Origin of the sequence: Bacillus sp. FSL L8-0167, assembly GCF_038630295.1 — a bacterium.
GTDB classification, from domain to species: Bacteria; Bacillota; Bacilli; order Bacillales; family Bacillaceae; genus Bacillus; species Bacillus safensis.
Genome location: NZ_CP152027.1, coordinates 482,970 through 503,089 on the forward strand (window position 1 = coordinate 482,970; position 20,120 = coordinate 503,089).

The following is a 20,120-nucleotide window of genomic DNA, read 5'->3' on the forward strand; positions in this document are numbered from 1 at the left end:
ACTAATGATCAGTTCAGTGAAAAGAGGGATCAACATGAACACACAAGAGGAACGAACTGTACATTTTGATCAAGACTTGCAAATAGAGGCGTATCGCTTTCATGGCATCATGCAAAAGTTCCCGAATCATTTTCATACATATTATGTGATTGGATTTATTGAAGACGGTCAAAGACGTTTGATCTGCCAAAATCAAGAATACATCATTGAAAAGGGTGATATTCTTCTTTTCAATCCGTATGATAATCACGCATGTGAACAAATTGATCACAGGACACTCGATTATCGCTGCTTAAATATTGAAGCTGAGGTGCTGGAAAAAATCTTTCAGCACAAGCCGCATTTTAAAGCCCCTGTGTTTTCAAAAAGTGAACGAACAAAGCCGTTATATGATCTACATCAAATGATCACAGAAGAAGCGCCTGCTTTGAATAAACAGGAAACCTTCTATTTCTTGATGAAACAATTGATTGAAGCCTATGCTGATACATCAGGGGAAAAAGTATCAGCCGCACATGCCAACGAACAAAAAGTCCAAGACGTACAGCAATATATCGAAACACACCTCACGGAAAATATCTCGTTAGATGACTTAGGTGAGCTTGTGTCCATGAACAAATATTCATTGCTGCGTGCTTTTACAAAGTTCAGAGGGATTACACCGTACCGTTATTTACAGACAGTCAGAGTGAACTATGCGAAGGAACTTCTCGCCCAAGGAGTGAAGCCTGTAGATGCGGCTGCTGCCGCTGGATTTTCTGATCAAAGTCATTTCAGTCATTTCTTTTCAGAATTTATTGGGCTCACGCCAGGGCAGTATCAGCAAATTTTTGTAAAGCAGGTAACAGCTGATGAAAAATAAACAGCTGCTTGGTCATTTAGCGGCCATGTTCACCATTTTTTTATGGGGATCCACCTTTATCTCTACCAAAATATTATTAACGGCTTTTTCTCCAACAGAGATTTTATTTTTCCGTTTTTTTATAGGGTACTTGGCTCTGGTGATCATCTATCCAGTCACCATGAAGGTGCGAAATAAAAAGCATGAAGGGATGTTTGCGCTGGCAGGTTTATGCGGTGTGGTCTTATATTACTTTTTAGAAAATGTCGCACTTACTTATACGTTCGCTTCGAATGCAGGTGTCATCAGCTCCGTTGTCCCATTCTTCTCTTTTCTATTGGCTTATTTTTTATTAAAAGATGAGCCGCTGCACAGCCGGTTTTTCATAGGCTTTTTCATCGCAATGACGGGAATCGTGCTGATCAGCATGAATGGAATGGCGACGTTTCAATTGAATCCACTCGGTGATGCGTTAGCATTAACGGCCACTATCGTCTGGGCATTCTATTCCATTTTATCGAAGATGATCAACCAATATGGCTACCATATCATTCAGGTAACAAGGCGTGTCTTCTTTTACGGACTGCTATGGATGATTCCACTGATCTGGCATTTTAAAATTCGTTTAGACTGGGAACGGTTGACGAATCCATCGTTTGCCTTCCACTTGCTGTTTTTAGGCCTTTTCGCATCTGCGATTTGTTTTCTGACATGGAGCTTTTCTGTGAAAACGCTCGGTGTGGTGAAATCGAGTGTGTATATTTATGGAGTGCCCATTATTACGATGGTCATTTCAATGATCGTTCTTCACGAGAGATTGACCTTCATGTCTGCGCTTGGAACGGTACTGACCTTAGGAGGTTTGCTGCTTTCAGATAAAAAAAGTGCGGGAAGAAAGAAACAGAAGCCCCGTGTGCTGATGCAGGATAAAAAGGCGCTTTGATCAAAAAAGCGTCTTTTGTCCATTGTAAGAACAGACACTCTCTAGTAAACTCGAATTAAATGGTCGACGGTCGACCGATGACGAAGGGGGAAAAATCAATGAAGCATGTTTCAATTGCAGCAATTCCAGGAGACGGGGTTGGAAAGGAAGTTGTGCCTGAAGCCATCCGAGTTTTGAAAGCGATATCAGATGTGCATGGCGGGCTGTCTTTCACCTTTCAGGATTTTCCGTGGAGCTGTGAATATTATTTAGAGCATGGCGAAATGATGCCAAAGGATGGATTGGAACAACTGAAAGCCTTTGACAGCATTTTCTTAGGGGCAGTCGGAGATGCCAATTTAGTGCCGGATCATGTATCGCTTTGGGGATTGCTGATTAAAATTAGACGTGAATTTGAGCAGGTGATTAACGTTAGACCTGCAAAACAGCTGAGCGGTATTCGCTCCCCGCTTGCTCAGCCAAAGGATTTCGATCTTCTTGTTGTAAGAGAAAACGGTGAAGGCGAATATAGTGAAATCGGAGGCCGCATCTATCAAGGGGAAGATCAGCTTGCCATTCAAAATGCTGTTTTCTCCAGAAAAGGGACAGATAGAGCCATGCGCTTTGCTTTTCAATTAGCAGAAAAAAGACGAAAGCATGTGACAAGTGCAACCAAATCGAATGGAATTGTTCATACAATGCCATTTTGGGATGAAGTGTTTCAAGACGTAGCAAAGGATTATCCAGAGGTGACAGCAGACTCGCAGCACATTGATGCGCTCTCAGCCTTCTTTGTGACAAGACCAGAGAAATTCGATGTGATTGTTGCCAGCAATTTATTTGGCGATATTTTAACTGATCTTGGGGCTGCGATTATGGGAAGTATTGGCGTGGCGCCTGCCGCCAACATCAATGTAAATGGCAAATATCCATCCATGTTTGAGCCTGTACACGGATCAGCCCCAGACATTGCAGGGAAAGGAATTGCCAACCCAATCGGTCAAATTTGGACCGCTAAACTCATGCTTGATCATTTCGGAGAGGAAGAACTAGGTACACACCTGCTCGAAATCATCGAGTCAGTCACAGCAGACGGCTTTTTAACGGCAGACATCGGCGGGGCTTATCAAACACAAGAAATCACAAACGAAATTATCACGCGTTTGAAGAAATAATCCGTTATTAGAACCGCATCTCCACGTCTGCTATAATAAAAGGATGGATAGAAGAAAGAGATGTGAAATCTAGTGTCAAAAACAGTTGTATTAGCAGAGAAACCTTCAGTAGGACGTGACTTAGCGCGTGTACTGAAGTGTCATAAAAAAGGAAATGGTTTTTTAGAAGGAGATCAATACATTGTCACGTGGGCCCTTGGCCATTTGGTCACACTGGCTGATCCAGAAGGCTACGGAAAAGAATTTCAATCCTGGCGTTTAGAGGATTTGCCGATCATTCCAGAGCCGCTCAAGCTTGTCGTCATGAAAAAGACAGGAAAACAATTCCAAGCAGTAAAAGCACAGCTTGCAAGAAAAGATGTAAAAGACATTGTCATCGCAACAGATGCTGGACGTGAAGGGGAGCTTGTCGCAAGATGGATTCTTGAAAAAGCGCATGTGAAAAAGCCGCTAAAACGACTATGGATCTCATCTGTTACGGACAAAGCCATTCAAGAAGGCTTCAAACGACTAAAAGACGGCAGAGAATATGATAATCTGTACCGCTCAGCGGTTGCACGTGCTGAGGCAGACTGGATTGTAGGGATCAACGCAACAAGAGCGCTGACGACCAAGTTCAATGCGCAGCTTTCCTGCGGACGGGTACAAACACCAACGATTGCCATGATCGCCAAACGAGAAGAAGACATTCAGCAATTCCAGCCGAAGCCGTTTTATGGAATGACTGCACAAGTAGATGGACTTACCTTGACGTGGCAGGATGCCAAAACAAAGCAAAACCGCACATTCCAAGAGAATGTCATAAAAGAGCGCTTGGCAGGCTGCAAAGGAAAACCAGCAGTGATCGATGCATTGAAAAAAACAGCGAAAAAAGCTTTTGCTCCAGGGCTGTACGACCTCACTGAATTGCAGCGTGATGCGCATAAACGCTACGGCTTCTCAGCGAAAGAAACATTATCTACGCTTCAACGGTTGTATGAGCAGCATAAGCTTGTAACATATCCGCGTACAGATTCACGATTTATTTCAGCGGATATCGTTCCTACATTAAAAGATCGATTAAAAGGAATGAATGTCAGACCGTACGCTCAGCATGTGAACCGCATTTTACAATCAGGCGTGAAAGCACACAAAGGCTTTGTCAACGATGCAAAAGTGTCAGATCACCATGCGATCATTCCAACCGAGGAAGAACTGTATCCTGGTGCATTAAGTGATAAAGAGCGTAAATTATATGATCTGATTGCCAAACGATTCCTTGCTGTACTCATGAATCCTTTTGAATACGAGGAAACAACGGTGATCGCCAAAATAGGCAGTGAAACATTCACAGCAAAAGGAAAAACTGTGCAATCAGCCGGCTGGAAAGCTGTGTACGATGAATCCTATGAAGACGAGGAATCAGCCGAAGCAGATCAGCATCTGCCGGTACTTTCCGAAGGGCAATCACTTGAAGTACGCCAGCTGAAAGAAACAAAAGGAGAAACGAAACCTCCTGCTCGTTTTAATGAAGCAACCCTGCTATCTGCTATGGAGAACCCAGCTGCATTTATGCAGAATCAGGAAAAGGATTTAGTGAAAACCCTTGGTGAAACAGGCGGACTAGGGACAGTGGCCACAAGAGCCGATATCATTGAAAAACTGTTTAACAGTTTCTTAATTGAGAAAAAGGGCAAAGACATTTTCATCACATCGAAAGGGAAGCAGCTGCTCTCCTTAGTGCCTGAAGACTTAAAGTCTCCTGCGTTAACAGCGGAATGGGAACAAAAGCTTTCTAAAATCGCAAAAGGACAGCTGAAGGCTTCTCAATTCATGAGTGAAATGAAGTCCTATGCAAAACAAGCCGTATCTGAAATCAAACAAACGAACCAAACCTTTAAGCATGACAATGTCACTGGCACCCATTGTCCGGACTGCGGAAAACTGATGCTGAAAGTAAATGGAAAACATGGCACAATGCTCGTGTGCCAAGACCGAGAATGCGGCCACCGTAAAAATGTGGCGAAGAAAACAAACGCACGCTGCCCGAACTGTCATAAAAAGCTCGAGCTGCGCGGAGAAGGCGATGGCAAAATCTTTGCTTGTGTGTGCGGCCATAGAGAAAAACTGTCTGTTTTCGAAAAACGCAAATCACAATCCAATCAAAAGAAAGCCAGTAAGCACGATGTGTCTAAATATATGAAGAAACAAAAGAAAGTGGAAGAACCAATCAATAACGCACTGGCTGAGCAATTAAAGAAATTAAAATTAGATCAATAGTATTATAAAAACCCATGCGGAAACGCATGGGTTTTCCAATGTAATCAAGCATATCGACATATTGTTTTTCTGAAAATGGGAATGTCTATGCGAAAAGACTCGTAATTTGGTATAAAATATTTATTTAAATTTAAACAGAAACAATCTATAATAAATCGTTAGAATGCTAAGAGAACGGGAGTTGAAAGGGGACACGAATGGATACACCCATACATCGCATAGGTATTGTTTTACTCATTGTCATTCTACTAGGTGGATGTACCTGGAAGCAGCAGACGGAATCAGCTTATCCAGTATCACCACAGCCAGTATTGCCCGGAGAATATTTTATTACTCATCACCTCATGACAGATCAAGGCTTGATCCGCACTTCATTTGCAGAGCAGCACATCTACTTATCCGAATCGCTGGGGCTTTGGATGGATTATCTTGTTCGAAAAAAAGACCAAAATTCGTTTGACCAACAATTTGGTGTCCTGCAAGATGAATTTTTACTAGACCATCATCTTCTCAGCTGGCAAATCGAATCTGATCAAAAAAGTAAGGCTAATGCTCTAGTTGATGATTTACGGGTAGTGGCGGCACTTCAAAAGGCAGATCGTTTATGGAAGAATGCAGCGTATCAAACAACAGCAAAAGAAATCGCACAAGCGTTAAAAGACAAAAATATGTATAGAGGCATCTTGTCCGATTATTATGATGCATCAACAAATCGAACTTCACACACAATCACACTCTCATATTTAGACCCAAAAGCAATCAAAGAATTGGAATCCCTCAAAATATTCACGAAACAAATGACGAGTAACCAATTGGCCATTCTAAAACAAGCACCGAGAAAAAAAGGATTCTTTCCTAAATCCTATGACATAAAGAAAAAAGCCTATTCATTTGATCGAGAAATCAATATGATTGATCAACTCTATACGGCTCTACATGCCGATCGTGCAAAGGTGAATACGTCCGCGATCATGAAATGGCTTAAAACGACTTTTACAAAAGAAGGAAAATTGTACGGTAGATATAAACTGAGCACATTGCAGCCAGCAGTGACGTATGAATCGCCTTCTGTATATGCGCTGGTCATCTTGTATGCTCTTAAACAAAACGAACCGGAATTCGCAAAAGAGGTGTATGACCGCATGAAAGAATTACAAATTCAAGATCCTCTCAAGGATTATTATGGAGGGTACATGAACGAAAAAGACACACACTCATTTGACAATTTATTGCCTCTCATTGCAGAAAGGGAGCTTTTTAATGAATCGGTTATTCAGTAATACGTATCGTTTATATTATTCTCTGCTCCTCACGTTTGCAGGTCTTATTTTGTTTATGGGCTACCTTGGCGTACATGATGCAGAGAGCTTTTTGATGATCACACTGACTTTTGTCGTGTTAGGATGCGGGATTTTATTTGGCATCTTACCAGCATTAATTTTTACCTTGCTGATGTTGTTCTTTATAGGAAGTGCTATGTTCTTTACAGAGCTTGGCCACACAACCCCCTTCTTTACCAATCAAACATTGCAAGATGTGGTGATTTGGGGCGCAGCCCTCCTCTTTTTCGCGATTTCAGCAGGAAGCTTGCATGAGCGGATTAAGACGATGCGGCAAACCATTGAACAACAAAAGCAGGCTATGAAACAATTTGTGGCGATTGACTCCACCACTGGATTTGACAATGCAGAACGGATGAGGCTGGAATTGTCTGAGGAAATGAAACGGGCAGAACGCTACAAACAGCCATTCGTATTTATCCTTCTTCACATTCATTATGCAGCAGAATTCAAATCGTTATATGGAGAAAAAGAAATGCAGCACCTATTTCAGCAATTAAGTAACAAGATTCGCGAAAGTGTCAGAGAAACCGATAAGAAATTTCGATTATCTGAAGAACGAATAGGCCTGCTGCTTACTCACACACCAGAAGAAAATGTCTCTGTCGTCCTTGAGAAGCTAAAGGATAAATTGAAAAAGCATGTGCTGTTAAACGGCCGTGAAGTCACCTTGACATTTCATGTCTGTCATTTAACAAGCAGTTCGGATTATCGCACGCCAGAACAATTTTTAGAAGAACTAGAAAAAGAGATGATGATGAATGAACTTTAATTCTTTGATGAAATGCTGCTTGATGATTGCTCTCTTTTTGATTCTTTCGTTTCAATACATGGCTTCAGCCGACGCTCTTGCCAAGCCAGATACCCTGATCGTTTATTCAACAGATTCAGGAGAAGCGACTCCAGCAGTGCATATGCTGGATCTACTCGCTGGACATTTTTCAAAACAGACGACGATTGTATCTGATGAACATTTGGCTGAAAAGAAGATCAGCGAATTTCAGCAAGTCATCTATCTAGGGGAAATAAAGAGAACCTTACCAAAACAGACCATTCGTGTAATGAACGAAGCACAGAAGATCATAGCCATTGGATACAATGCGGAACAGCTGCGCCCATTTTCCGCGCTTACTTTTCACAAACAAGATCACACGAGTCAAATCAAATATACAGATGATAAAGCATACCGTCAGCTAGAGAAAAGGATCAGTGCGTTAACGGTTCAAGGGGCAGACTTGCAAAGGGAATTTCTATTGAAAAAACATAAAGCTGATCTTCCATTTGTGATTCAAACAAAGGAAGGTGCCGCCTATATTGGAATCCTAAATGTCGTGCAGCACAGCGAGCTTCTTGCAGAAGTGCTAGAAAAACGCCTTCCTTCTTCTAATCAACTGACCACAAAATACTTAAGGCTTGGGAACATCAGTCCTGTCACTGACGAAAAGAAGCTGCTTGAGCTTGGACAATACGTATCCACTCAGCATATTCCGTTTCTAATAGCGGTAACCCCTGTTTGGGTGGATCGAACAACAGGCGATGAAGTGACACTGAGTGACCGCCCGAAGCTTGTAAAAGTGTTAAAACAATTGCAAAGCGATGGAGCCAGCATCATTCTCCATGGATTTAGCCGTACGTATCGCACGGAGGATTCTGGTCAGGACTTTGAGTTCTGGGATGCAAAGAATGATCAGTCCATTACGTCAAATGACCCTAAAAAAGCTGAGAAGAAGCAAAGTGAAAGCCATTTTTCGAATGAAAAAGACTTCCATGCTTATACGAGATCGAATCAGCAGCAAGAAACCATCTATACAGAAGAAAAACTGACAAAAGGCATTGAGTTTCTTGCGCAGCAAGGTCTCTATCCACTGGCATTCGAGGTGCCGCATGATGCCATATCTCAACAAGGCTACGAAGTGATATCAAGGCATGTGTCCAGTCTGTTTGGACAGGTACAGCTGTCGGATCATACTTGGAAAACAGCCGGTGCTCCGCCGCTCGTGACGAAACCCGACATGCTTCATGGCATGACTTTATATCCTCAGCAATCAGTAGAGCCAGCGTCTGACGAAGAAGGTTCAAATATTTTAACAGAACAAAAGATTCAATCCATCCAGCATCTTCAATCAGCCGCAATCGGGCTGTCCTATGATGTGGAATCCGGAATAGCTGGATTGCAGAATCTGATGACGCAGATGGATGCAATTCCTTCTAGTGAATGGCTGGATTTAAAGAAAACAAAACAGACAGTCCAAACACCACATGTACAGATCAAAACATCAGGGGATGGACATATTCATGTAGAACAATCCAATAGAGCGGAAACCACAACAGTTAAACGAAGCGGCATGGAAAATATGCTGCGAATTCTCACCGTCGTGGTGATGCTGTTTATTGCGGCATTTGCTTTTTACACATTGTATTTAAGACTGACAATGAAAAAACGTATTTTTAAGGAGAGAAAATTAGGTGGCTGATGTCTTATTTTATCTTTCATTAATACTGATTTGGATCATGCTCCTATACCACATGTTTCTCATGCAGGGCGGCTTTCAGCACTACCTGACCTACGAAAAAGTGCTGCCTGAATGGACGAAACAAGGGAAAGAACTGCCGACCGTCAGCATTCTGATTCCTGCTCATAATGAAGAAGTTGTCATTCGGCAAACGCTAAAAGCAATGGTCCAGCTATCCTATCCTAAACATCTCCTTGAAATCATTGTGATTAATGACAATTCCTCCGATGGCACAGGGGACATCGTGCAGTCATTCAGTGAGCAATATGATCATGTCCATATGATTGAAACGAAACCGCCATTTGCAGGAAAGGGAAAATCAACTGCACTGAATGAAGGCTTAAAGGCTTCAACAGGAGAAGTCATCTGCGTATACGATGCAGATAACATGCCTGAACAAAAGGCCGTCTATCATTTGGTTCTTGGTTTATTGAATGACCCAAAGGCAGGCGCTGTTGTCGGGAAATTCAGGGTCATCAATGCAGCCAAAAATCTGCTGACCAAATTTATTAATATTGAGACCATCTGCTTTCAATGGATGGCGCAAGGCGGAAGATGGAAGTGGTTTGGCATTGCGACAATACCGGGCACCAACTTCGCCATCCGCCGGCACATTTTAGAAGAGCTTGGCGGCTGGGATGTTCATGCGTTGGCTGAAGACACCGAATTAACGATCCGTGTCTATAACCTTGGCTATGTCATTCGATTTTTCCCAGCTGCGATTACATGGGAACAAGAGCCTGAGACATGGAAGGTCTGGTGGCGGCAAAGAACGCGCTGGGCTCGAGGCAATCAATATGTTGTCCTCAAATTTTTAAAGCAGTTTATGAAGCTGAAACGAAAACGAATGATTTTTGATTTGTTTTATTTCTTCTTTACGTATTTCTTATTTTTCTTCGGTGTCCTGCTCTCAAATGGCATCTTTATCGTGAACCTATTTGTTGACCTTCACTTATCTGTAGGGGCTGTTGCACTGATCCTGTGGGGATTGGCCTTCTTCCTCTTTCTAACAGAAGTGATGATTACACTAAGTATTGAGAAAACAGAGCTCACCAAACAAAATATACTCATTGTGGCGCTCATGTACTTCACTTATTCTCAAGTATGGATTGCGCTAGTCGTGTACTCCTTATGTGTAGAGGCAAAGAGCCGTTTATTCAAACAAGAAGTGAAATGGTACAAAACTGAGCGTTACGATCAACAACAAAAGAAAAGCGGGTGACAAATTGAAATCGGTAAAATGGATGATTTTTATATTGATGATATCCCTTGCCATTCAGCCTTTTTTCATGGCGGGTCAAGCAATGGCGCAATCAAATCGAGTACAAGTGAAAGATGACTGGATTCGCTCATCTAAAGGAAGTCAAACGGAAACGCAAGCATTATCAGAAGATGTAGTAACCTTGTATGGACAAGAAGACCGCACTGAATTTTCCTATCAAATAGAGAGAGGAAAAGTTGAGTCTAGCAACCTTACATTAAATATAGAGGCTTCACCATTACTTATTTCGCCATCTTCGTTCACAGTCATGATTGATGGAGAGATTGAAAAGACCATTCCCGTATCAGGGAAAAATCAAAAGAAATCAATTCAAATCAAATTGAACAAAGCGCAATTGAAAAAAGGTTCTCATCAAATTCAGCTCACATTTTATGGCGTGTTAAAAGAAGGTGTGTGTATCAACCAAGAGACACCTGCCAATTGGCTGAAAGTATATCCTGAAAGTGAGCTGGATTTCAAAGGAACTCAAACGAAAGACGTGACGTTAGACAGCTTCCCTTCATTTTTCATTCAAACAGGTGATCAGAAAGAACAAACAGATATTGTGATACCAAATTCACCGGAAGCAGCTGAATTAGAAGCGGCTATGAAAGTATACCGGACGTTGAAAAACAAAGACCGCCAAGCAGACCTCAAACTCGTCCAAGAAAAGGACCTCAAGCAAATTGCTCATCCAACCATTGCTGTGGGAGCAAAAGGAAACTGGGATGGACGAGTGAAATCGATCGAGCAAGCTGCGAAAATGAAAACAGCAAGCAATCAGCTCACATTAGCGGTGAGAACCTTGACAGGAAAGAAAAAAGAACAGCCCATTTTATTTGTCACTGCTAAGCAGCCAAAAACAATTGCTGAAAAAATCAATGTCCTGACTCAACCAGAACTGACAGGTCAGCTCACTGGGACAGATTTACTCCTTCAAAAGGTTACTGTTAAAACATCAAAACCATCTCATCAAATTCGTTTAAAAGATTTTGGTGGTGATGATGTCACGGTTGGAACCAAAAAGACGGCATCTGATCATTACTATTATCCAAAGGCATTGATCGCTCATCAAAAATCAGGAGCTAAACTAAATCTATCATTTAAAAAATCTGATACAGCGAACAAAGCGGAACGCTTAACAGTCATGATCAATAACGAACCGCACGACGTACCGTTAACAAAACTAGGAAACAAAGATGAGAATGGATTCTATCATGTGTCAATTCCAGTAGATTCACAAGTACTCCAAAAGAACGAATATATTGATTTGCAATTTGTTACTACAGGCTTTAAAAACATGGAAGCCTGCAGACATACGGATGAAGAAGGCTGGATTTACATTGATAAGAACAGCTCTCTTCAAATACCAGAAGGGACGACTAGTGATACACCGGATTTAGCTGCATGGCCGCTTCCTTTCACATCAAAAACGCAGCAAGGAAAAACATTGATCATCATGCCAGATCAAATCAAGCAAGAAACGATCAATCAAATGGCGATGCTGACAGAATCATTTAGTCAGCCGGAAGCTGCCCAATATCATTTGATCGAAGCTTCAAATGTGACAAATGATCAATTGAAAGATCACTCTCTCATTTTCATCGGGGGCATTCAAACGTTCTCTCTTTTAAAAGAAAAGGCAGACGATCTCATCGTTCCAGTGAAAAAGGATCAGTATGATGTATCCTCCTTTGGCATGATCAATGAAACGACTGCTCGTATTGTATGGACGCAGCCATCTGTATGGAATAAAGAACAAACAATGACCGTCTTTTCCGGAATGAATGCAGCTGACGCTGATCTTTCACATGAAGTGATTCATTTCCTGCAAACAAATACGGAAACGGCAACAGTTGCAATCGAGAGCAAAAACAAAGACATGTTCTCTAATCATCAAACGGTCAGCAGCACAACAAATGATCTCCCAAAAGATGAAAAGCAAGGCATCAATGATTCTTGGATTTACTTTGCATGTATCGCTGCACTGATTATTTTTGTGGTCGTGATGATTATTTATTTCGTGCGAAAAAACCGCAAAAAGACTGATTGATAAACGATCAAAAGACCTTGAAAAAATGTCTTTACTTTGGTGTTAAACGGGAGTATGATCTCTTTTATAAAAGACCAATCGCTGAATCATTTCGATGAGCGGGGGAACCATTGGTGGTGCAGGACACCACGTGGGGTGAATCCTTTTTAGGTAGGGCAAAGTCTCATGCGCCCGAATCCGTCAGCTAACCTCGTAAGCGTTAAAGAGAGCAAAGACCAACCTGTGATCTAAACAATAGACGCAGGGGCATTCTATTGCCTCTGTGTCTTTTTGGCGATCCATCTTTTGTAACTTAAATCGTTTGACACTAAAGGAGCGGGCATCACATGTACAGTTTGATGAAGCGTATTTTAATTGGGAAACCATTAAAATCACAGGCAGCAGGAGAACAAAAACTATCAAAAATCAAAGCGTTGGCATTATTGTCATCAGACGCATTGTCATCCGTTGCATACGGTACAGAACAAATCTTGATAGTTCTTTCAGTCGTTAGTGCAGCAGCATTTTGGTACTCACTCCCGATTGCAGGTTGTGTATTAATTCTTTTAATGGCGTTAATTCTATCTTACCGCCAGATTATTTATGCTTATCCAGAAGGCGGCGGAGCCTATGTCGTCTCTAGCAGAAACTTAGGTGAAAAACCAGGACTGGTCGCAGGCGGATCATTGCTTGTAGATTATATTTTGACTGTAGCAGTGAGCATATCAGCGGGTACCGATGCCGTCACATCGGCTTTTCCGGCACTATATCCATATCATGTGCTGATTTCAATTGTATTGGTCATCTTGATCATGGTGCTTAACCTTCGTGGATTGACAGAATCGGCATCTATTTTGGCTTATCCCGTGTACTTGTTTGTCATATCACTCCTAATATTAATTGGAGTCGGCGGTTTTAAATTATTAACAGGAGGCGTTCCTCCAGCGCCTGAGCATACAGCGATAGGCACGCATGTACCTGGCATTACATTGTTTCTTTTATTAAAAGCATTTTCGTCTGGCTGTTCTGCACTGACTGGGGTAGAAGCCATTTCAAATACCATTCCATCCTTTAAAAAACCAGCTGCACAAAATGCAGCGAGAACATTATTGATGATGGGTGGATTACTAGCTGTATTATTTGTTGGCGTGACATTGCTTGCGTTTGGTTTTGGCATCTCACCAAAGCCAGAAGAAACGGTTGTATCACAAATTGCATCAGATACATTTGGACGTACATTTTTCTATTATGTCATTCAAGCTGTCACAGCTTTAATCTTGATATTAGCGGCAAACACAGGCTTTTCCGCCTTTCCTTTATTGGCGGTCAACTTAGCAAAGGATAAATATATGCCGCGCATGTTTACTGTAAGAGGGGATCGACTCGGTTATTCTAATGGCATTATCTTTTTAGGTGTAGCTTCTATGCTGCTCATTTGGTTGTTTGATGGGAAAACGGAACACCTCATTCCGCTATATGCTGTAGGTGTATTTATTCCATTTACGTTGTCACAGACCGGTATGTGTGTGAAGTGGATTCGTGAAAAACCGCAGGGCTGGAAAACGAAAATGCCGATCAATATAGTCGGAGCACTGATTTCTTTCACCGTTCTCATGATTCTCATTTTGACCAAGTTCCATCTTGTATGGCCAGTATTTGTTTTCATGCCAATTGTGCTATTGATCTTTCATTCCATTAAAAAGCATTATCTGTCTGTTGGAGAACAACTGCGTTTAATGAATGAAACAGAGCCTGTTGAGATTAAAGGAAATGTGGTCATCGTGCCAATTGCCGGTGTAACACGTGTCGTCGAGCAATCTGTTCAATATGCAAAATCCTTATCAGATCAAGTCATAGCAGTTCATGTATCCTTTGATAAAGAAAAAGATAAGAAAATTGAAGCGGATTGGGAAAAACTGAACAGCGGTGTGCGGCTTGTGATATTGCATTCGTCTTATCGAAGTCTTATTCATCCGCTTGATAAATTTCTTGAAACGGTTGAGGCAAAAGCAAATGCGCATCAATATAAAGTGATGGTGCTCGTGCCTCAATTTATCCCGAAAAAAAGATGGCATACGATCTTGCATAACCAATCTGCCTTTTTATTAAGGTTCCGTCTATTATGGAAACGGGATATTGTGGTCGCCACCCTTCCATATCATTTTAAAAAGTAGCAGCAAGTTGAAACGTTTGATCAAAAGGGTGCGGTGGTATGGAGTAAGAAAAAAGGAGTTTTCTCACATGCCGCAAAGAACCGCAGGAAAAGAAGTAACAGCGCTACTGGAAGAGTGGGGCGTAAAACATATTTATGGAATGCCCGGCGACAGCATAAACGAATTGATTGAAGAGCTTAGGCATGAATCAAGCCAAATACAATTTATACAAACGAGACATGAAGAAGTGGCGGCACTCTCAGCGGCGGCTGATGCCAAACTAACAGGTAAGCTCGGTGTCTGCTTATCCATCGCTGGACCGGGTGCTGTCCACTTATTAAATGGACTATACGATGCAAAAGCAGATGGCGCACCCGTTTTAGCAATTGCAGGGCAGGTTGCGTCGAATGAAGTAGGAAGAGACACATTCCAAGAAATCAAATTAGAGCGGATGTTTGACGACGTCGCTGTCTTTAATCAGCAGGTACAAACAGCAGAAGCTTTGCCTGATTTATTGAATCAAGCCATTAAAGCAGCTTATACCCATAAAGGGGTGGCTGTTCTCACCGTATCAGATGACTTATTTTCTCAAAAAATTAAGCGTAAGCCAGTTTATACATCTCCTCTTTATGTTGAGGGAGAGGTACGGCCAAAGAAAGATCAACTGCTAAAGGCAACACAGCTAATTAACAATGCGAAGAAGCCGATCATCTTAGCAGGTAAAGGATTACGAAATGCAAAAGAAGAGCTTCTTTCATTTGCAGAAAAGGCTGCTGCACCTATCGTCATCACACTTCCTGCAAAAGGGGTTGTGCCAGACAGGCATCCATACTTTTTAGGAAACCTAGGTCAAATTGGAACGAAGCCAGCTTATGAAGCAATGGAAGAGTGTGACCTCTTAATTATGCTTGGAACTTCCTTTCCATATAGAGACTACTTACCAGAGGACACACCTGCCATTCAACTGGATATTAAACCAGATCAAATCGGTAAAAGATATCCAGTAGACGTAGGAATCGTGAGTGACAGCAAGAGTGGTTTGCAGGAACTGACCTCCTACATTGAATATAAAGAGCAGCGTGGTTTCCTTGAAGCTTGTACAGAGCATATGATGAAATGGCGGGAAGAAATGGATAAGGAAAAATCCGTTGCCACATCACCGCTTAAACCGCAGCAAGTCATTGCTAGACTAGAAGAAGCAGTTGAAGACGACGCCATTCTTTCTGTTGATGTAGGGAATGTGACCGTATGGATGGCACGCCATTTTGAAATGAAACAGCAGGATTTCATCATATCCAGCTGGCTTGCCACAATGGGCTGTGGTTTGCCTGGAGCGATCTCTGCTAAGTTAAATGAACCGAATCGTCAAGCGGTTGCTGTCTGTGGCGATGGTGGCTTCACAATGGTCATGCAAGACTTTGTGACAGCGGTAAAATATAAACTGCCGATCGTTGTTGTGATCTTAAACAACAACAACCTTGGAATGATCGAATATGAACAACAGGTAAAAGGAAACATCAATTATGGTATAGAGCTGGAAGATATTGATTTTGCTAAGTTCGCAGAAGCATGCGGCGGCAAAGGAATTTCCGTGTCATCACATGAAGAACTAGCTCCAGCCTTTAGTGCAGCCCTTCAATCAGATAAACCCGTCATTATTGATGTTGCTGTCACCAATGAACCGCCGTTACCTGGGAAAATTACGTACACACAAGCAGCTGGTTTTAGTAAATACTTACTGAAAAAATTCTTCGAAAAAGGCGAGCTGGATATCCCTCCACTCAAGAAAAGTTTAAAACGCTTTTTCTAAACAAAATGTAGTCGGTCCTCTCAAAAGAGGACTGACTTTTTTTAATGAAAGGAAAAAACATTTCAATTATCACTTGTTTTATTTCCTCTAAAAATATATGGAAATTATTTTTGTAACTTAAAGCCTATTTTTCCAATTCGCTGAGAAAGGTAAAATAGACTTTATGATCAATAATGGAGGGAGTGACTTCTTCTGGGCAAGATACTTGATGCAAAAGCACTAACCAGTGCCATGGACACAAGGGCAAAACACTACCAGGAACTCCGCGAACAAATGGTAGATTTAAAAAAGGCATTACAAGGTGTTGCCAACCTCGGTGATGATTTCACTGGGAAAGGAGCCGATAATATTAAAAGTTTCTATAAAGAGCTCGCTGGAAATGTAGACATGTTTATCAGCTTCATTGATAAGCAAAAAGCCTTTCATGAAGGTGTTTCTGGGACACTGGATGATACGAGCTTTGGCGGCGATACCTTTGTAGAAGAACACTTTTTAGACAACGCAGTACATATGGGCATCAAGAATGCTAAAAGCATTGTGAAGGATCAAAAAAAGGCACTCAAAACGATTTTTCAAGACATTGATGACCTCATTTCTCTAGAGGTATTTGATAGCCAAACCTTTGATGAAAAAATAGAAGATGCGGAAGATGAACGAAAAAAGACGGTCAAAGAACTAAGAGAGCTTGATCAAAATTTAAAAGATGAATATGCTTTGTCAGAGACGGAACAGCAAGCTACAATGGCATTGTATGCTGAAATGATCAATGCGACAAATGACGGAAAAGCGATTTCGCCTATGAATTTTGATAAGAAAGCGTATCAAAATAGCGAAATCTACAAGGCAAAGAGCGATATTGAGAAGCAAACTTCTGAATATCTGAAAATCAAAAAAGAACAAGAAGAAGCCCGCAAGATCGCAAAGGAACAAGAAGCCCTCGCCAACCGTCCTTGGTATGAAAAAGCCCTCGATTATGGTGGAAACATCGTGAATGAACTGACTGGCGTGAACGATGCAAAACGTGCCGCAACAGGCGTTGATCCAATCACAGGCGAGGAACTCACCGCAGGACAGCGAGTCGCGGCAGGCGGCATGGCAGCGGCAGGTTACATCCCAATCGTCGGCTGGGCAGGCCGCATTTTCAAAGGCGGAAAAGCCGTCTATAAAACGACCCAAGCCACATCAGTTGCAGTCAGGGCAGTCGACATTTACAAGACATCACAAAAATCCTTTGACGCCCTAAAGACATCCCAAAAAGGTTTATACGGCCTCACCGCCACAAACGGCTTCAGCGAAGCGATCACAGGCCGAGACATGTTTGGAAATAAGATCTCCAAAGAACAGCAGGAAGCGAGTATGAACGCGGCGCTTGGAATGCTTTTGCCGTTTGGGGCTAAAGGGTTTCATGGGAAGATGGGCATTAAGAGTACGAGAGAACTTAAGCATCCAGTTTTAGATAATCCACGAGTAGGTAGTGCATTAAAAGATGATTTTTATCATAGCTTTAATGATATAATTGACAACTACGCAGTTCATTCTAAGAGATTTGATTTACCAAATAGAAAAGGCCATATGGATTCGTTGTATCAAATAGAGGGCTCGGTGGTTAAGTACGAAACCAAATATGTAAAAGTAAAGAACAACGCCCCTGAAATGTTACAGTCGAAAGAAATAAGGAATGGCGTGTTTGAATGGGTGGTAGATCCAACAACGAATACAGTAACCCATAGAACTTTTATACCTGGTGGCAAAGTGACAGGAAAAATAAATCAATGGGGGAAATAGAAAATTGTATAAAACGGATATAATCACGAAAAATGGTTTTGATTGTAACTGGTCTACACTGTTTGTTGGTAGACAGTTTAATTTAATTTCGGCAATAGAAGTAACAAACTATGCTGTTAAATATCTAGAAAACAACCCTAATGTTAACAATGAATTAATCCTTGAATTAGCTTGGGAACAAGAAGAAGTTAAAGTAGATCATATACTTGAGAGCATAGTCTCTGACAAATCATCGGAAGACATGAAGAGAGAGTATCATAAGTGGCTATATAGCACTATGAAAGAGGTTTATACTAATTCAACTGATGAAAACATATTTGAAGAAATTGAAAATATTTTTTCAATCTTTCATACGCCCGAAAATATGTATGATTTTTTTAGAAAAGTTTCAGACGCATTTTATTACCCTCACGATTCACAAAATACAATTAAAGAACTTGTAGAAGAGTTTTTAGAAGATGAAAAGGAATTGATTTTATAACTAGAGAGTTTAATAGAACGATGGACTAATGGTCCATCGTTTTCTTTCATTCATTGCTGGTAAAGAGATTGGTATGATAAAAAATAAAGTAGATTTGTTAGAAAGCAATTGAGGAGAAAACAATGAGTGACCATAAAATAAGCATCCTGCCTGAGAAGTTTGAAAATGAAAATACTGGTGAACTCGTAGAAGGAATTACGATTATGATAGACGGTAAATTAAAAAGATGCTAAAAAATACAACAAACCTGAATGAAACAGTCACCTTGATTTTTACCTGCACAAGCCATTTCATTCCAGTCAGAAATTAATATGTTAAAATAAACCAATAAAAAGGAGCTAAAACCATGCTATGGATTTTCACACAAAACCAGCAAAGTTTCGTTCATGTCCACGAAGTCACTGTAGCCGGCAAAAAGATTGAAGGGATGATCGCAGGAAGCGATACTTGGGTGAAGACGCTCGGTAAGTATGACTCAAACGATCGTGCAGCAGAGGTCCTTCAAGACATTGTGAAAACGATTGAAGCCAATCAAGATGCGACTGTGACTTACAGAATGCCAAATCAATAAAAAAGAAACCACCTTTCCATTGCGAAAAGGTGGTTTTTGTTTATGATGGTGTTTTTGTAAAGGCTAAAAATAAAGGAATGCCTGTGCCGACAAGGGTTGTGGCAAATAGGAACATACCGCAAATGAATAGAAAATGGCTGGCTGAAAAGACAAGTGCCAGAATGAGAAAAACGATGCTGAGTCCTGCCATGCTATATGATGGGACAAAGCGGCGTTTGTAGGTGGCTTTCTTTGTTAAGAATGAGAAGAAAATGCCAAATAATAAAGGGACAATCCATAAGTAAAATAAAATAATAAGAGACATACTTCATACCTCGATTTTTCCTTCTATTTTATCAGATGCTGATCGCAACCGATACTACAAAGCTTCACTTTGTAAAATAATTCATGCAATCGACACAATTACGTGGGCTGATTCATAGAATGCGTTTTTTCTTTCATATATTCAGGCTGCAAAAGGGCGTATACACAATGATCCGTAAAGCGGTCGCCCAGCCATTCACATTGTCTCAAAATGCCTTCAAGCGAAAAGGATAAACGCTCTGCGATGCGTCTGCTCTTCAGGTTATCGACAGCAGCCCTGATTTCAATGCGGTGCAGTCCACAATCTTCAAATAAATAATGAATAACTGCTTTGCACGCTCTTGTCATGATGCCTTTTCCTTGATAGCCTTCTCCGAGCCAATAGCCAATTGAAACAGTCCTGTCGATCCAATGAATTTGGTGGGTGCCGATGATCCCGACAAGCTCTCCATGTGACCAGATGCCCGCTTGAAAACCGTTGTTCTGCAAGGCTTGCTGCATTGCGCCTTGAATGAACGCCATGCTGTCTTCCTCTGTTTTCGTTGAATCCACCCAAAGCATCCATTCACGTAAATGCTCTCTTGACCGCTGGATGAGTAAATATAGACTTCTTGCGTCTCTTGGCTCAAGCAGCCGCATAGCTATCTCTTGATCCTGATAAAAAAACATGTGCC

At 41.4% G+C, this 20,120-nt stretch carries 16 protein-coding genes and 1 riboswitch; of the genes, 14 read left to right on the plus strand and 2 right to left on the minus strand.

The window, feature by feature from the left end; translation table 11 throughout:
- Nucleotides 1–34 precede the first annotated feature (34 nt).
- The 14 genes from MHB66_RS02330 to MHB66_RS02395 all read left to right on the plus strand — a co-directional run bounded on the left by MHB66_RS02330 (nucleotide 35) and on the right by MHB66_RS02395 (nucleotide 19,143).
- A complete protein-coding gene (locus MHB66_RS02330) occupies nucleotides 35–862 on the plus strand; it encodes an AraC family transcriptional regulator (protein ID WP_046313936.1) in 828 nt (275 codons plus the stop codon).
- Nucleotides 852–1,784, plus strand: a complete 933-nt coding sequence (locus MHB66_RS02335; RefSeq protein ID WP_046313938.1) for a DMT family transporter — start codon at nucleotides 852–854, stop codon at nucleotides 1,782–1,784. Before MHB66_RS02330 ends, MHB66_RS02335 begins: the two co-directional genes overlap by 11 nt.
- A gap of 98 nt (nucleotides 1,785–1,882) precedes the next feature.
- The gene (locus tag MHB66_RS02340) at nucleotides 1,883–2,938 is read left to right on the plus strand and encodes a tartrate dehydrogenase (protein ID WP_046313940.1); all 1,056 of its coding nucleotides are present in this window, start codon (nucleotides 1,883–1,885) and stop codon (nucleotides 2,936–2,938) included.
- Between the two features lie 72 nt (nucleotides 2,939–3,010).
- Entirely contained in the window at nucleotides 3,011–5,197 is a 2,187-nt protein-coding gene (locus MHB66_RS02345; protein WP_041116726.1) for a DNA topoisomerase III, read from the plus strand.
- Between the two features lie 197 nt (nucleotides 5,198–5,394).
- Nucleotides 5,395–6,477 carry a glycosyl hydrolase family 8 gene (locus tag MHB66_RS02350; RefSeq protein ID WP_046313942.1) on the plus strand — a complete coding sequence of 361 codons (1,083 nt, stop codon included), beginning with the start codon at nucleotides 5,395–5,397 and terminating at the stop codon, nucleotides 6,475–6,477.
- Nucleotides 6,458–7,309: a diguanylate cyclase gene (locus tag MHB66_RS02355; protein ID WP_046313943.1), complete on the plus strand. Its 852-nt coding sequence runs from the start codon at nucleotides 6,458–6,460 to the stop codon at nucleotides 7,307–7,309. Before MHB66_RS02350 ends, MHB66_RS02355 begins: the two co-directional genes overlap by 20 nt.
- Nucleotides 7,299–9,011 (plus strand): DUF2334 domain-containing protein, encoded by a 1,713-nt coding sequence (locus MHB66_RS02360; protein ID WP_046313945.1) that lies wholly within the window; start codon nucleotides 7,299–7,301, stop codon nucleotides 9,009–9,011. Before MHB66_RS02355 ends, MHB66_RS02360 begins: the two co-directional genes overlap by 11 nt.
- The gene (locus tag MHB66_RS02365; RefSeq protein ID WP_024427352.1) at nucleotides 9,004–10,272 is read left to right on the plus strand and encodes a glycosyltransferase; all 1,269 of its coding nucleotides are present in this window, start codon (nucleotides 9,004–9,006) and stop codon (nucleotides 10,270–10,272) included. Before MHB66_RS02360 ends, MHB66_RS02365 begins: the two co-directional genes overlap by 8 nt.
- A 4-nt stretch (nucleotides 10,273–10,276) precedes the next feature.
- The gene (locus MHB66_RS02370) at nucleotides 10,277–12,364 is read left to right on the plus strand and encodes a cellulose biosynthesis cyclic di-GMP-binding regulatory protein BcsB (RefSeq protein WP_046313947.1); all 2,088 of its coding nucleotides are present in this window, start codon (nucleotides 10,277–10,279) and stop codon (nucleotides 12,362–12,364) included.
- 69 nt (nucleotides 12,365–12,433) lie between these two features.
- A riboswitch (cyclic di-AMP (ydaO/yuaA leader) is annotated at nucleotides 12,434–12,578 on the plus strand.
- A 112-nt stretch (nucleotides 12,579–12,690) separates the two neighbouring features.
- Complete coding sequence (locus MHB66_RS02375) at nucleotides 12,691–14,517, plus strand: APC family permease (protein ID WP_034283853.1); 1,827 nt, start codon at nucleotides 12,691–12,693, stop codon at nucleotides 14,515–14,517.
- A 67-nt stretch (nucleotides 14,518–14,584) separates the two neighbouring features.
- Complete coding sequence (locus tag MHB66_RS02380) at nucleotides 14,585–16,306, plus strand: pyruvate oxidase (RefSeq protein ID WP_046313949.1); 1,722 nt, start codon at nucleotides 14,585–14,587, stop codon at nucleotides 16,304–16,306.
- Nucleotides 16,307–16,498: 192 nt separating this feature from the next.
- A complete protein-coding gene (locus MHB66_RS02385; RefSeq protein ID WP_268748728.1) occupies nucleotides 16,499–18,091 on the plus strand; it encodes a T7SS effector LXG polymorphic toxin in 1,593 nt (530 codons plus the stop codon).
- Between the two features lie 4 nt (nucleotides 18,092–18,095).
- Entirely contained in the window at nucleotides 18,096–18,572 is a 477-nt protein-coding gene (locus MHB66_RS02390; RefSeq protein ID WP_034284336.1) for a DUF2247 family protein, read from the plus strand.
- Between the two features lie 346 nt (nucleotides 18,573–18,918).
- Entirely contained in the window at nucleotides 18,919–19,143 is a 225-nt protein-coding gene (locus MHB66_RS02395; protein ID WP_034283982.1) for a hypothetical protein, read from the plus strand.
- A 40-nt stretch (nucleotides 19,144–19,183) separates the two neighbouring features.
- Here MHB66_RS02395 and MHB66_RS02400 read toward each other — a convergent pair whose 3' ends face one another.
- Nucleotides 19,184–19,447 carry a hypothetical protein gene (locus MHB66_RS02400; RefSeq protein ID WP_008346966.1) on the minus strand — a complete coding sequence of 88 codons (264 nt, stop codon included), beginning with the start codon at nucleotides 19,445–19,447 and terminating at the stop codon, nucleotides 19,184–19,186.
- A 98-nt stretch (nucleotides 19,448–19,545) separates the two neighbouring features.
- Entirely contained in the window at nucleotides 19,546–20,115 is a 570-nt protein-coding gene (locus tag MHB66_RS02405; RefSeq protein WP_034283978.1) for a GNAT family protein, read from the minus strand.
- Nucleotides 20,116–20,120 lie beyond the last annotated feature (5 nt).